Genomic DNA, 14,619 nt, shown 5'->3' on the forward strand with positions numbered 1-14,619 from the left:
ACAGAAACTATTTATTGTTATGACCGGGAATGAGCAATCATTAGATAAAAACATCAGCGATTTATTGGGGTATATACAGTATAACAATTTTGAGGTGAGAGAAAGTCCGATTTATTCCATTTTTGATTATTTATATAAGCAATATGAGAAAGAGCGGAAAGAATACCTTAGTAAGCGTAAAAGACTATCTAGGTACGATTCTGAAAATTTGATGTATCATTTGATAAAAGAAATATTTACCAGTGATGAGAAATATAATAACTTAGATGTTATACATTCTTATAAATTGAGAAATCTTGTGAAAAATTTTGACTTACTAACAGAGTCTGAGGCAATTTATGCAAGTCATGGGAATACTCATCTTGATTTCTTAATCACTAATAGATTAACGAAGGAGCCTGTTCTAGCTGTAGAGGTAGATGGTTATGCTTTTCATAAAGTTAACAGTACGCAATTTAAACGCGATAGCATGAAGGATACTATTTTGGGAAAATGTGGTATTCCTTTGGTAAGATTTAAAACCAATGAGAGTCAGGAAAAACAAAGATTGATAAAAGTCTTGGACGAAGTATTAAGGAGAGAATAAATATGAACACAATCGACCTAAATCTGCCTGTGGCAGATATTATCAGTCAGCACCCCGAAGTTAAAGAACTCTTAATTGACCTTGGTTTTAAGCCCCTAGCTAATCCTGCTATGCTACATACAGTTGGCAAGGTGACTAGTCTTAAGACAGGTTCTAAGATGACCAAGATTCCACTTGAGCGTATCCAGCAGGTTCTGGAATACAATGGCTATGATGTGGTGGGAGAACAAGAATGAATAACCAACGTATTGAGATTTTGAAACGTATTCTTTTGGATTTGCACAATGGAGCGAACCCAGAAGAAGTCCAAGCTCAGTTTAATCAGCATTTTACGGGGGTTTCTGCCTTAGAAATCTCCATGATGGAACATGAGCTCATGTCTAGTGATACAGGAATTACCTTTGAGGATGTCATGAGTCTCTGCAATATCCATGCTAACCTCTTCAAGGGAGCGATTACTGATGTAGAAGTGGCGGATATTGATCAAGAAGGTCACCCTGTCTCTGTTTTTAAGCAAGAAAACCTTGCTCTACGGGCAGCACTACTTAGGATTCGTCGTATTTTAGATCAATATGATCAAGTGAAAGAGTCAGAACTTCAAACCCAGCTCCTTCAAGGTTTGAAGCGCCAGTTTAGTCTTCTAGGACAGTTTGAAAACCACTATACTCGTAAGGAAAAAGTCTTCTTCCCTATTATGGAACGTTACGGTCATGATGCACCACCGAAGGTCATGTGGGGTGTGGATGATGAGATTCGTGACCTCTTTAAAATCGCCTATCAATCTTTAGAGAGTGGTGAGATGAGTGCTCTAAAAGAAAACTTTGAAGTTTTTGCTAAGGAATTCGAAGAAATGATTTTCAAGGAAGAGGCCATTCTTCTCATGATTTTACTTGAGATTTTCACTCAGGATGATTGGATCCAGGTGGCGGAAGATAGTAATGTTTACGGTTATGCTATTGTCAAACCGACAGCCAAGTGGGTACCCCATCGGGAGGTTTTTGGAGAAATAGCAGAGCAGGAAGTGGAACCTCATCCTCCGAAAATCAATGCGCCAAATCAACAGATTATCGACACGCCAGAAGGTCGGTTCACCATTACTTTTACACCGAAGGAAAAATCAGAACGGATTCAGGATCGAACTAGCCCGCAAACCTTTGGTAATGGATACCTGTCTGTTGAACAAGCTAATTTAATTCTCAACCACTTACCGCTTGAACTGACATTTGTCAACAAGGATGATATTTTCCAATATTATAACGATAGCCACCCTGTTGAGGATATGATTTTTAAACGGACCCCCAGTCAAATCGGTCGCCATGTTGAACTTTGTCACCCGCCAAAAATTCTTGATAAGGTTAAGAAAATTTTTGATCTTCTCCGCACAGGACAAAAAGAACAGGTATCCATGTGGTTCAAGTCAGAAACCATGGGCAAATTTGTTTATGTAGTCTATAAGGCTGTTCGTGATAATCAAGGTGAGTTTCAAGGAGTTCTGGAGTACGTTCAAGATATTCAACCCTTCTTTGATCTAGAGGGCGAGTTTCATCGGGATATATAAATTCTTATCGGACTGCTCACAAGAGTGGTCCTTTGTGTTATAATGAAAGCATGATTTCAGGAATTATTAACCTAAAAAAAGAAGCAGGCATGACCTCGCATGATGCTGTATTTAAGCTACGCAAGATATTGCAGGAAAAGAAGATCGGTCACGGTGGAACCCTAGATCCAGATGTGACAGGAGTTCTCCCCATTGCAGTCGGAAAGGCTACTCGTATGATTGAGTTTATGCAAGAAGAGGGGAAAGTCTATGAGGGGGAAATTACCATTGGTTATTCGACTACAACAGAAGATGCTTCAGGTGATATTTTAGAGCAGACACCAGTTTTAGAGATAGCTGAGCAAGTAGTTGATGATGCCATGAAAGGTTTTGTTGGAACCATTACTCAAATTCCGCCTATGTATTCAGCAGTTAAGGTCAATGGACGTAAGTTGTACGACTATGCCCGTGCAGGTGAAGTAGTTGAACGGCCGAAACGTCAAGTTGATATTTATAGTTTTGAGCGAACTAGTCCTATCCAACTACTTAATAACTGTGCACGTTTCACATTTCGTGTTCGTTGTGGTAAGGGAACCTATATTCGAACTCTATCTGTTGATTTGGGGAGCAAGTTGGGCTATGCTAGCCACATGTCCAAGCTGGAGCGGACAGGCTCTGCGGGAATGAAGCTAGAAGATGCCTTGACATTAGAAGAAATTGCGAGGAAGGTAGCTCAAGGAGATCTTAGTTTCTTACAACCGATTGAACAGGGGATTGGAGATTTACCGATTATCGAGTTGACGGATGAACAAGTCATAGACGCCACATTTGGACGGTTTGTGGACCTGGACTCAGAGAAGGAACGGTTGGCTGGTTTTCATTCTGGTAAGCTCATTGCTGTTTTTGAAAAAAGAGACCAAGTCTATAAACCAAGCAAGGTTTTACTTTAAAAGATTTCTGTAACTGTGATAAAATAAATATATGAAGATTACAACGATTAAAGACTATACAGAATTGCATCAAAACGAGCCAACGGTATTGGTTTTGGGCTACTTTGATGGGCTTCATCTTGGGCATAAAGCCTTGCTAGAACGAGCAAGAAAAATAGCAAACGAGCAGGGATTAACAGTGACTGTCTTAACCTTTCCAGAGTCCCCTCGTTTGGCTTTTTCGCGTTTTGAGCCGGAACTTCTACTACATTTAACGAGTCAAGAGCAGCGCTATCTCTTATTGGAGAAATACGGAGTGGATAATCTTTATTTAACGGCGTTTACCAGTGAGTTTGCTAGCAATACACCAGAGGAATTTGTAGAGCGTTATATCAAAGGAGTAAACGCCAAGGTTATAGTAGCTGGGTTTGATTATCATTTTGGTAATTGCAGAGCAAATGTGCAAGCTTTATCAACCCTATTTGAGGGGAGAGTGGAAGTTGTTGAGCAGGTTAGCTTAGGTGGTGAGAAAATATCTTCAACTCGTATTCGTCAGGCAATTCGATCAGGAGATGTTTCTTTAGCTAACCAACTTTTGGGCTATTCTTTTATGACAGAAGGGCTTGTTGTTCATGGGGATGCCAGAGGTCGGACAATCGGTTATCCAACTGCTAATCTAGCTCCATTTGATCGAGTTCATCTGCCTTCTGATGGTGTTTACGTAGCAGATGTTGAAGTGGATGGTAGGCGTTACCGAGCTATGACGAGTGTAGGAAAGAATGTTACATTTGATGGGACTGAGCTACGGATTGAAGCCCATATTTTTGGATTCAATCGTTTTATTTACGGTAAAAAAATAACGATTTTTTGGTTAGAGAAAATTCGAGATATGATTAAGTTTGATGGTATCAATAGTTTGATGGAGCAGATGAAATCTGACGAGAAGTTTGCTTTGCAGTGGGAAGACTATGTCCGTTGAAGCTCATGTAGCTGTCGAATCTATTCAATTTGTCATCCCCCCCTCTCACCAAATTGTTAATACTGTGCTAGATGTACAAGTTCTCCTAGGCAGCAAAATACTTTGAAAAACACTAGTTGTGAAGATTGGCAAGTAGGTTGAACCTCTGAAATGATTAGAAAAAAAATAGAATCTTTAGAAGAATTAAGGGGAAATAGATTGGATTTTCTATTGAAAACTCTCTTAAATTAGAGTATAATGAAATAGAGAAAGTCTATAGAGGGGATGGAAGGTATGATCACTTTATTTTTGTCACCAAGTTGTACCAGTTGCCGTAAAGCTCGTGCTTGGTTGACAAGCCACGAAGTCCCTTTTACTGAGCATAATATTATGACCAGCCCTTTGACTGCTGAGGAATTAAAAAATATTTTAACACTGACAGAAAATGGGACGGATGATCTAATCTCAACTCGCTCGAAGGTTTTTCAAAAATTAGATGTTGATGTAGATGAGCTTTCTGTAGGGCAACTCATTGCGTTGATTGAAACCTATCCAAGTCTTTTGCGTCGTCCGATTATTCTGGATGAAAAGAGGATGCAGATTGGTTTTAACGAAGATGAAATTCGTGCGTTTCTTCCACGGAAATATCGTAAACAAGAGTTGAAGAACGCTACACTGCGAGCAGAAATAGGATGAGATGATATGAACAAAAATTATTCATATCCACTTGATTTTTCGTGGAGCACAGAGGAGATTTCCTCCGTGCTTTCTTTTTTCAATCAAGTGGAAGCAGCTTACGAGAAGGGGATTGATGCGGCGACAGTATTGGCTGCTTACAAGATCTTTAAAGAAGTTGTCAAAAGCAAGGGACAGGAACGTCAGCTTGATCGTGATTTTGAGGCGGTTTCTGGATACTCGCTCTATCAAGTTGTCAAAGCAGCTAAAGAGAAAGGGAAAGGGGTGATTCGTTTTGGAAGGTAAATATCAATTAGCGCAATCACTTGTCTTAGAGGCAGGAGAGTTCCTTCGTCAACATATAAACGATGAACTCCAAATTGAAGAAAAAGCTGGTTTTACAGACTTGGTTACCCATCTTGATCGGCAAGTTCAAGAGCAACTAGCTCACCACATCCAATCCTGCTATCCACAAGATAGGATTTTAGGAGAAGAAGGAAAAGATATTTTATCGGTTTCTGATGGGAATGTTTGGGTGATTGATCCAATTGATGGGACAGCTAATTTTATTGCACAGAAAAATGATTTTGCTATTATGGTTGCCTATTTTGAAGATGGGGTAGGTCAGTTCGGTATCATTTACGATGTTATACGGGATAAACTTTTTCATGGTGGCGGTGTGTTCCCAGTTTACTGCAATCAAAAACGACTGGAAAGCCCTGAATTACGCCCACTTCGTCAGAGTTTGATAGGGGTGAATGCTCAGTTATATGCAGCCAACGAGCATGGAGTAGCAGATTTGGCTTTGCAGAGTCTTGGGACACGGTCTGTTGGTAGCGCAGGAATCGGTTTTTCTCATGTTTTTGAGGGCCGTTTGTTTGCTTATGCTTCCTGTCTTTGTCTCTGGGATTACGCAGCAGCTAGTATTATCGGCCATTCTTTAGATTTGACGATGCTAAGTTTTGAAGAATTGGATCTTTCTTATGGTAAACGAGAGTTTGTTATGCTCGTGTCAAATGCTCATCTTGAGGAAGTAAAGGAGTATTTATTCTGATGCAATTACCGCAGGACTTTATTAAAAAATATAGTGATTTGCTTGGTACAGAAGCCCAGGCATTTTTTGAGGCCTTTCGTCAACCAGCAGTATCTGGTTTTCGCACCAATCCTCTCAAGGAAAATCAACAAAAGTTTGAGCAACCGATTCCTTATATGCCCTGGTCTTATTATGGGAAAATTTCAGGAAAATCTCCTGAACATGTAACTGGATTGGTTTATTCCCAAGAGCCGGCTGCCCAGATTGTTGGTCAGGTTGCGGCGCCAGAAAAAGGGATGAAAGTCTTAGATCTTGCGGCTGCACCTGGTGGAAAAACGACCCATTTGCTATCTTATTTGGATAACACAGGGCTTTTAGTCAGCAATGAAATCTCAAACAAACGTGCAAAAATTTTGGTGGAAAATGTCGAACGTTTTGGCGCTAGAAACGTTGTTGTAACGAATGAATCAGCAGAGAGACTGGCTGGGATCTTCCCTTCATACTTTGATATGATTGTTTTGGACGCTCCATGCTCAGGCGAAGGAATGTTTCGAAAGGATCCTGATGCTATCCAATATTGGTCGAAGGATTATCCGGCTCAGTGCGCTAGTTTACAGAGAGATATTTTAGCGTCAGCTATGGATATGCTAGCTCCGAATGGCTATCTTATTTATTCCACTTGTACATGGGCGCCAGAAGAAAACGAAGAGATTGTGACTTGGCTTTTAGAACACTACGATTTGGAACTGGTGGATATTCCTAAAATAAACGGAATGGTTGAAGGAATTGCTTACCCTGAAACAGCTCGAATGTACCCCCATCACTTTGATGGCGAAGGCCAATTCGTTGCTAAATTCAAATATTGTGGTGAAGGCAAGTCAAGAAAAATAAAAACAGGCAAGTCTAATCTCAGTAGAGAACAAGGGGAGTTATGGAATGAATTTTCCAAAAAATACTTGGCTGTTCAGTTAGATGGATTGTTGCAGGTTTTTGGCGATAATCTCTATTTATTACCATCTGGTTTGCCTGACTTGTCTAAGATTAGGATTGCTCGAAATGGTCTTCACTTAGGTGTCTTTAAGAAGAAGCGATTTGAACCGAGTTTTGCACTAGGACTATCTTTACACAGCTCAGAGGTTAATTATAGGGTGGAGATTAGCTTACATGATTTTAAGACCTATGTCGCTGGTCATCCATTAGCAGTATCCAGAGATTTGGCTAATGGATGGTACCAAGTTGCCGTTCAAGGAAACGGTTTAACTTTCGCTAAGATTGTGTCTGGAACCTTAAAAAATACCTTCCCTAAAGGTCTAAGATTTTAAATAAATTAAGCAGATTTTTTTTGCAACTTGTCTTTTTATATGATATAGTGGATGAGTGGAAATATCTTGTAAATTCTATGTAAAAATGCAATGATGAATAAGGGAGATTCCATTGAAAAATGTAAAGGAAAAAACGAAATGAAAAAAAAGCAGAAACTTGGAATAGCAGCTTTCTTTCTTTTGGGTAGTCTAGTCTTTTCTGGTTGTTCTTCTTGGATTGATAGAGGAGAATCCATTACGGCTGTAGGTTCAACAGCTCTTCAACCACTCGTTGAGGCAGCGGCAGATGAATTTGCTAGTAGCAATATTGGTAAGTCTGTCAATGTTCAGGGAGGCGGTTCCGGTACGGGCTTATCTCAGGTTCAGTCAGGCGCTGTCCAGATTGGTAATTCTGATGTGTTTGCTGAAGAGAAGGAAGGTATTGATGCAGGTAAACTTGTTGATCATCAAGTTGCAGTTGCAGGTTTAGCAGTGATTGTCAATGAGAAGGTAACTGTTGGAGATATTACGACGGAAGAACTTCGTAAAATCTTCACAGGTGAGATTACCAACTGGAAGGAACTTGGAGGTGAGGATCTGCCAATTTCTATCATCAATCGTGCTGCTAGTTCAGGTTCACGAGCGACTTTCGATAGCGTCATAATGGATGGGAAACCTGCGGTACAGAGTCAAGAACAAGACTCAAATGGCATGGTGAAATCCATCGTAGCTCAAACTCCAGGATCCATTTCTTATCTATCGTTTGCCTATGTTGACACGTCCGTTAAGACGATTAAGCTAAATGGCTTTGCGCCAACTACTGAGAATGTGGCGACCAATGCTTGGCCAATTTGGTCTTATGAACATATGTACACTATGGGAAAACCAACCGAATTGACAAAAGAATTTTTAGAGTACATGATGTCAGATGAAGTGCAAAAGGGTATTGTTGAAAGTATGGGGTACATCTCTATCAACGATATGAAGGTTGTAAAAAGTGCGGATGGCACAGTGACGGAGAAGGAGTAAGTATGAAAAACGAACAACTTGCTAGAGAGCTATCATCGCCTTCTAAGAACTCTCGTTTAGAGAGGTTTGGTAAGGTGGTGACCTTTCTTTGTTTATCATTGATTGTCTTTATCGTTGCGATGATTTTGATTTTCGTAGCACAGCGTGGTTTGTCTACTTTCTTTGTGGACGGAGTTAGTATTGTCGAATTCCTATTTGGTAGCAAATGGGAGCCAAGCTCGAAAATATTTGGTGCCTTGCCAATGATTTCAGGTTCCTTTATTGTTACGATTTTGTCAGCAGTTGTAGCAACCCCTATTGCAATTGGTGCAGCTGTATTTATGACGGAAATATCGCCAAAACGTGGGGCGAAAATCTTGCAACCAGTTATCGAACTCTTGGTTGGGATTCCATCGGTTGTATATGGTTTTATCGGTTTACAAGTAGTTGTACCATTCGTGCGCTCCATTTTTGGAGGTACAGGTTTTGGTATCTTGTCAGGGGTATTTGTACTCTTTGTAATGATTTTGCCAACAGTGACCTTTATGACAGTAGATAGCTTGCGTGCCGTTCCTCGTCATTATAGAGAAGCTAGTCTGGCAATGGGGGCTACTCGCTGGCAAACAATTTGGCGCGTTATTTTAAATGCAGCTAAACCGGGTATTTTTACAGCAGTTATCTTTGGTATGGCGCGTGCCTTTGGTGAAGCTTTGGCTATTCAGATGGTAGTCGGTAATTCGGCTGTCATCCCAACTTCTCTAACAACACCAGCAGCAACTCTAACTTCCATATTGACAATGGGGATTGGTAACACGGTTATGGGAACAGTTCAAAACAATGTTCTTTGGTCCTTGGCTCTTGTCTTACTCTTGATGAGTCTTATCTTTAATATGATTATGAAATTTATTACGAGAGAGGGTAAGAAAAACTATGCACGCTAAAAAATTTGATAAATTTGCGACGGGTATTCTTTACTCTATCGCTGGTGTGATTGTCGTTATTTTGACATCATTGATTCTCTATATTTTACTTCGCGGTTTGCCGCATGTCAGTTGGGATTTCTTGACTAGTAAGTCTTCTTCTTACAAGGCAGGAGGCGGTATCGGCATTCAGCTTTATAATTCTTTTTTCCTTTTGGTTATAACGCTTTTTATATCTGTTCCTTTATCGACCGGTGCAGGAATCTATCTAGCTGAATATGCTAAAAAAGGTCCCTTGACAAACTTCATTCGTACCTGTATTGAAATCTTGTCCTCTTTACCATCTGTTGTGGTTGGTTTGTTTGGTTACTTGATTTTCGTAGTACAGTTTGAATACGGATTTTCTATCTTATCAGGTGCTTTGGCCCTCACCGTTTTCAATTTGCCACAGATGACGCGGAATGTTGAAGACAGCCTTCGACACGTTCACCATACTCAGCGTGAGGCTGGCTTGGCTCTTGGGCTATCTCGGTGGGAAACAGTACTTCATGTTGTTATTCCCGAAGCACTTCCCGGTATTGTAACTGGTATTGTTTTGGCTTCTGGTCGTATCTTTGGTGAAGCGGCAGCTCTTATCTATACAGCGGGACAATCAGCGCCAGCTCTTGACTGGTCAAATTGGAATCCATTGAGCGTTACCAGTCCGATTTCTATCTTCCGCCAATCAGAAACCCTTGCAGTGCATATCTGGAAAGTAAACAGTGAAGGTACTATTCCAGATGCAACTCAAGTTTCGGCAGGTTCTGCGGCCATCCTCTTGGTCTTCATCTTGATTTTCAATCTTTCTGCTCGTTATATTGGTAAGAAAATTCATGCGAAAATGACTTCTGCAGTTTAAAAGTCAGACGTAATAAGGAGAAAAAATGGCAGATTATAACTGGAATGAACGCCATATCATCACTTTCCCAGAAGAAAAAATTGCTCTTTCAACAAAAGATGTTCATGTTTACTACGGTAAAAATGAAGCTATAAAGGGCATTGATATGCAGTTCGAGAAAAATAGAATTACAGCCCTGATTGGCCCATCGGGTTGTGGAAAATCAACCTACCTTCGTAGTCTCAATCGTATGAATGACACCATTGATATTGCAAAGGTTACAGGTCAAATCCTCTATGAAGGAATCGACATTAACAAGCCGGGAATGAATGTTTATGAGGTTCGTAAACATATAGGAATGGTATTCCAACGTCCAAACCCCTTTGCAAAGTCCATTTATCGTAATATTACTTTTGCACATGAGCGTGCAGGTGTAAAGGATAAGAAGGTTTTGGATGAGATTGTTGAAACCTCTCTCAAACAGGCAGCTCTTTGGGATCAAGTTAAGGACGACTTGCATAAGTCAGCCTTCACCTTGTCAGGCGGACAACAACAGCGCTTGTGTATTGCTCGAGCAATCTCTGTAAAACCACAAATTTTATTGATGGATGAGCCGGCCTCAGCCTTAGATCCAATTGCGACCATGCAGTTGGAAGAAACCATGTTTGAGTTGAAGAAAGAATATACGATTATCATCGTAACGCACAACATGCAACAAGCAGCGCGTGCAAGTGATTATACAGCCTTCTTCTATCTTGGAGACTTGATTGAGTACGATAAGACAGCGAACGTTTTCCAAAATGCAAAACTAAAATCTACTAGTGATTATGTTTCAGGACATTTTGGATAGAAAGGAAGATGATGACATCACCTATTTTACAAGTAAAAGATTTATCTGTTTACTACAATAAGAAAAGGGCTTTAAATAGTGTTTCAATTGATTTCTATCCAAATGAAATTACAGCCTTGATTGGTCCATCAGGTTCCGGTAAATCTACGCTTCTGCGTTCGATTAACCGAATGGGAGACCTGAATCCCGAAGTAACCTTGACTGGAGCAATTGATTATAACGGCAAGGATATTTACAGTCCTCGCACAGATACTGTTGATCTTCGTAAAGAAATCGGTATGGTTTTCCAACAACCAAACCCGTTTCCAATGTCTATCTATGAAAATGTTGTTTATGGTCTTCGTATCAATGGTATTAAGGATAAAGCGGTTTTGGATGAAGCAGTTGAGCGCTCCTTGATTGGGGCATCCATTTGGAATGAAGTAAAGGATCGGTTGCACGATTCAGCAGTGGGACTGTCAGGGGGTCAGCAGCAGCGTGTTTGTGTTGCACGTGTGCTAGCAACCAGTCCTAAAATTATCCTTTTGGATGAACCAACATCTGCTCTTGATCCAATTTCAGCAGGCAAGATTGAAGATACTCTGTATGGATTGAAGGATAAATATACCATGGTATTGGTAACTCGCTCCATGCAGCAAGCATCACGTATTTCTGACAAAACAGGCTTCTTCCTTGGTGGAAATCTGGTTGAATATAATTCGACAAAAGAAATGTTCTTAAATCCTGCTAATAAGGAAACAGAAGACTACATCACAGGTAAGTTCGGCTAAGCCCCGCAAGAAAAAGAAAAGAGGTTTACATGTTAAGAGCTCAATTTGAAGAAGAATTAGGAAAACTTCATAACCAATTTTATGCGATGGGAAATGAAGTATTGGCTCAGATCAACAATGCTGTTCGTGCCTTTACAACTCATGATCGTGAATTGGCTAAAGAAGTTATTGAAGCAGACAAGAAAATCAATGCTTTTGAAGTAAAACTAGAAAAAAAATCACTTGAAATCATTGCCCTTCAACAACCAGTTTCTACTGACCTTCGTCGTGTTATCACTGTTTTGAAGGCAACCAGTGATCTTGAACGTATGGGAGACCATGCTGTTTCGGTTGCGAAAGCTGCTATCCGCATGAAGGGAGAGGTTCGCATTCCCATTGTTGAAGAAAAGATCAAAAAAATGGGACGTGAAGTTCGCCAGCTAGTAGAAGAAACGTTGGAACTTTACCTGAGTGATGACGAGATGGAAAGAGCTTATGAAGTGGCTGCTCGTGATGAAGTTGTAAATGAATTTTACTCAGCCATTCAAGAGCTGACGACAGAGGAAATCAAGAAAAACCCAGAAGCCTTGATTGCAGGTCGTGACTACTACCAAGTACTAACTTACTTGGAGCGTACTGGTGACTATGCAAAAAATATTTGTGAGTGGGTTGTGTACCTTCGTACAGGCGATATTACAGAATTATAAGATAGGGCTTATAGAAGCTCTATTTTTAATTTTAGACAAGTTTAAGAAAGTTACTGTATAGTCTAGAGTAGACGAACTAAGTAGTGTTATTCTTGATGGCAGTTGAAAACTACGCTAAATACAAAGAGCTAAACTCCCATGTTCAAAAAATGATTACTAGTACGATTTTTAAGAAAATATACTTCAGAAATTGATATGGTAACTGTTTTATGGGACAATAGATAAAATAGTTTTTGTTTTTTTCATTCCATGATATAATAAACTTATTATAAGGATAGAAAAGGAAATCGTCCAAATCAAGTATAGTTTTTGGGTCTACGATTTTAAGAGTAATTTAGGAGGGAAAAATGATTAAAATCTTATTGATAGAAGATGATTTGAGTCTATCCAATTCAGTCTTTGATTTTTTGGATGACTTTGCAGATGTCATGCAAGTCTTTGATGGCGAAGAAGGAATCTATGAAGCAGAGATGGGGATTTACGATTTGATTCTCTTAGACTTGATGTTGCCTGAAAAGGATGGTTTCCAAGTATTGAAAGAGTTACGTGAGAAGGGTGTGGTAACGCCAGTTCTCATCACTACAGCTAAAGAAAGCTTGGAAGATAAAGGTCATGGTTTTGAATTGGGAGCAGATGATTACCTCATTAAGCCATTTTACTTAGAGGAGCTGAAAATGCGCATTCAAGCCCTATTAAAACGGGCTGGTAAATTTAATGAGGAAAGCACACTGAGTTTTGGAGATATCTTAGTTGATTTGTCCACGAACACGACAACCGTGAATGGTCAACCAGTTGAATTGCTGGGGAAAGAATTTGATTTGTTAGTCTACTTCCTACAGAATCAGAATGTTATTCTGCCTAAAACACAAATTTTTGATCGCATTTGGGGATTTGACAGTGACACTACCATTTCAGTCGTTGAAGTCTACGTATCTAAGGTTCGGAAAAAATTGAAAGGGACGGCTTTTGGGGAACATCTTCAAACCCTTCGTAGTGTCGGTTATATTTTGAAGAATGACTAAGCGATTTAGAAAGCTAGTTTACACGGATAAATTTTCTTTCTTTATCCGCTATTTTGCAGTCTTTACTCTGATTTTTGGTCTGATGACAGCTATCATCTTTCAATTGATGCGTTCAACCATGTATGAAAATTCGGATGACACGCTACATCGAATCAAAGAAGAACCTGCAATGGCAGTTGGACTGGCAGTGGCGAGAGCCTATCAACCGAATTCAGAACTCACTCTCCAAGACAATTCAAATAGGAATACGACGGCTTCCATTTTGGATGATACGATGACGCCCCAAAGCGGAAATGGGGAACAATTGAGGTTGGGAGTGAATACTCACGTACTGCTGTATAACAAGAATGGTGAAATCATTAACCCTGATAAATTCACCGGCTTATCAAGGTTGACCTTAGACAAGGAAAATTTAGATGAAATTAGGGAAACGACCGTTAAATCTTCTTTTGGACTGAATGAAAATTATCGTTATGTAACGATTAAACTGGTAGTCGAGGAACTCGGTCATTATGCGGTTTACGATATAAAGTATGCAACTATCCTAGTGAATGTTAGCCAAATTAAATCATCTATTGAGAAGTATGAAGCAACAGTTGCTGTTGTAATGGTTTCTGCTTGGTTGATTTCTATCTTGGCAAGTATTTACTTGTCCAATCTTAGTATGCGTCCTATTTTGACTAGCTATCAGAAACAAAAGGATTTTGTGGAAAATGCCAGTCATGAGCTACGTACACCATTAGCTGTTTTACAGAACCGCTTGGAAGGGTTGTTCCGTCATCCTGAAACGACCATTTTGGAAAGTAGCGAAAGTATCGGATCTAGTTTGGAGGAGGTCCGCAATATGCGGTTACTGACGACCAATTTGCTCAATCTCGCACGCCGGGATGATGGTTTTAAACTAGATATGGTAGAAGTACCTCCTACCTATTTTGATGAAATATTTGATAACTATATTATAATTGCTGAAGAAAACGGCAAGAAGGTGACTGTCAACAATTTAATTAGCCAGTCTATTCGAACGGACAAAGTTTTAATTAAGCAATTGCTGACCATCTTATTTGATAATGCAATGAAATACACCGATGATGATTGCGATATTCAAATTACAGCCAGTATAAAAGATAAATTAGTCTGCTTTACCATTGCGGATAATGGCTTAGGAATTACCGACAACGACAAAAAGAAAATATTTGATCGTTTCTATCGGGTTGATAAGGCTAGAACACGTCAAAAAGGTGGATTCGGTCTAGGCTTATCTTTGGCGCAGCAGATTATCAAGGCTCTGAATGGAGAAATTTTCGTTAGGGATAATCAGCCTAAAGGGACTGTTTTTGAGGTGCAACTTCCAATCAAAAAATAAGGCCTAATAAGAGTAAGCGTAAAAAGCTTTGCTTCTTATCAGGTCTTTTTTTTCGAGTCAGAAAGGAATAAGTTCACATAGTGTCAACCGATAGTACTTAACTT

The 14,619-nt window shown here is 39.8% G+C and carries 17 protein-coding genes; all 17 read left to right on the forward strand.

What is annotated here, in order from left to right:
- Positions 1-19: 19 nt before the first annotated feature.
- The 17 genes from SR187_RS03965 to SR187_RS04045 all read left to right on the forward strand — a co-directional run bounded on the left by SR187_RS03965 (position 20) and on the right by SR187_RS04045 (position 14,515).
- A complete protein-coding gene (locus SR187_RS03965) occupies positions 20-586 on the forward strand; it encodes a DUF2726 domain-containing protein (RefSeq protein WP_120171587.1) in 567 nt (188 codons plus the stop codon).
- A gap of 2 nt (positions 587-588) precedes the next feature.
- Positions 589-822 (forward strand): DUF1858 domain-containing protein, encoded by a 234-nt coding sequence (locus SR187_RS03970; protein WP_024531683.1) that lies wholly within the window; start codon positions 589-591, stop codon positions 820-822.
- Positions 819-2,144 (forward strand): DUF438 domain-containing protein, encoded by a 1,326-nt coding sequence (locus SR187_RS03975; protein ID WP_120171588.1) that lies wholly within the window; start codon positions 819-821, stop codon positions 2,142-2,144. The genes SR187_RS03970 and SR187_RS03975 overlap by 4 nt, the downstream gene beginning before the upstream one ends.
- Before the next feature lie 53 nt (positions 2,145-2,197).
- The gene (gene truB / locus SR187_RS03980; protein ID WP_162497003.1) at positions 2,198-3,073 is read left to right on the forward strand and encodes a tRNA pseudouridine(55) synthase TruB; all 876 of its coding nucleotides are present in this window, start codon (positions 2,198-2,200) and stop codon (positions 3,071-3,073) included.
- A 31-nt stretch (positions 3,074-3,104) separates the two neighbouring features.
- Complete coding sequence (locus SR187_RS03985; protein ID WP_120171590.1) at positions 3,105-4,031, forward strand: bifunctional riboflavin kinase/FAD synthetase; 927 nt, start codon at positions 3,105-3,107, stop codon at positions 4,029-4,031.
- Positions 4,032-4,304: 273 nt separating this feature from the next.
- Positions 4,305-4,706, forward strand: coding sequence for a Spx/MgsR family RNA polymerase-binding regulatory protein (locus SR187_RS03990; protein WP_024531687.1), 402 nt, complete (start codon positions 4,305-4,307; stop codon positions 4,704-4,706).
- Positions 4,707-4,712: 6 nt separating this feature from the next.
- Positions 4,713-4,991 (forward strand): UPF0223 family protein, encoded by a 279-nt coding sequence (locus tag SR187_RS03995; protein ID WP_029751278.1) that lies wholly within the window; start codon positions 4,713-4,715, stop codon positions 4,989-4,991.
- Complete coding sequence (locus SR187_RS04000) at positions 4,981-5,739, forward strand: inositol monophosphatase family protein (protein ID WP_120171591.1); 759 nt, start codon at positions 4,981-4,983, stop codon at positions 5,737-5,739. Before SR187_RS03995 ends, SR187_RS04000 begins: the two co-directional genes overlap by 11 nt.
- On the forward strand, positions 5,739-7,040 hold the full coding sequence (locus SR187_RS04005) for an RsmB/NOP family class I SAM-dependent RNA methyltransferase (RefSeq protein WP_120171592.1): 1,302 nt from the start codon (positions 5,739-5,741) through the stop codon (positions 7,038-7,040). Before SR187_RS04000 ends, SR187_RS04005 begins: the two co-directional genes overlap by 1 nt.
- A gap of 138 nt (positions 7,041-7,178) precedes the next feature.
- On the forward strand, positions 7,179-8,048 hold the full coding sequence (locus tag SR187_RS04010) for a phosphate ABC transporter substrate-binding protein PstS family protein (RefSeq protein ID WP_120171593.1): 870 nt from the start codon (positions 7,179-7,181) through the stop codon (positions 8,046-8,048).
- Between the two features lie 2 nt (positions 8,049-8,050).
- On the forward strand, positions 8,051-8,968 hold the full coding sequence (pstC, locus tag SR187_RS04015) for a phosphate ABC transporter permease subunit PstC (protein ID WP_120171594.1): 918 nt from the start codon (positions 8,051-8,053) through the stop codon (positions 8,966-8,968).
- Entirely contained in the window at positions 8,958-9,845 is an 888-nt protein-coding gene (pstA, locus tag SR187_RS04020) for a phosphate ABC transporter permease PstA (RefSeq protein ID WP_024531693.1), read from the forward strand. Before pstC ends, pstA begins: the two co-directional genes overlap by 11 nt.
- Positions 9,846-9,870: 25 nt before the next feature.
- A complete protein-coding gene (gene pstB, locus SR187_RS04025) occupies positions 9,871-10,674 on the forward strand; it encodes a phosphate ABC transporter ATP-binding protein PstB (RefSeq protein WP_024531694.1) in 804 nt (267 codons plus the stop codon).
- Positions 10,675-10,685: 11 nt separating this feature from the next.
- The gene (gene pstB, locus SR187_RS04030; protein WP_120171595.1) at positions 10,686-11,444 is read left to right on the forward strand and encodes a phosphate ABC transporter ATP-binding protein PstB; all 759 of its coding nucleotides are present in this window, start codon (positions 10,686-10,688) and stop codon (positions 11,442-11,444) included.
- Between the two features lie 29 nt (positions 11,445-11,473).
- The gene (phoU, locus tag SR187_RS04035) at positions 11,474-12,130 is read left to right on the forward strand and encodes a phosphate signaling complex protein PhoU (RefSeq protein ID WP_024531696.1); all 657 of its coding nucleotides are present in this window, start codon (positions 11,474-11,476) and stop codon (positions 12,128-12,130) included.
- Positions 12,131-12,477: 347 nt separating this feature from the next.
- Positions 12,478-13,152 carry a response regulator transcription factor gene (locus SR187_RS04040; RefSeq protein ID WP_120171596.1) on the forward strand — a complete coding sequence of 225 codons (675 nt, stop codon included), beginning with the start codon at positions 12,478-12,480 and terminating at the stop codon, positions 13,150-13,152.
- Positions 13,145-14,515, forward strand: a complete 1,371-nt coding sequence (locus tag SR187_RS04045) for a sensor histidine kinase (RefSeq protein WP_120171597.1) — start codon at positions 13,145-13,147, stop codon at positions 14,513-14,515. Before SR187_RS04040 ends, SR187_RS04045 begins: the two co-directional genes overlap by 8 nt.
- Positions 14,516-14,619: the final 104 nt, after the last annotated feature.

Source organism: Streptococcus ruminantium (assembly GCF_003609975.1).
Lineage (GTDB): Bacteria > Bacillota > Bacilli > Lactobacillales > Streptococcaceae > Streptococcus > Streptococcus ruminantium.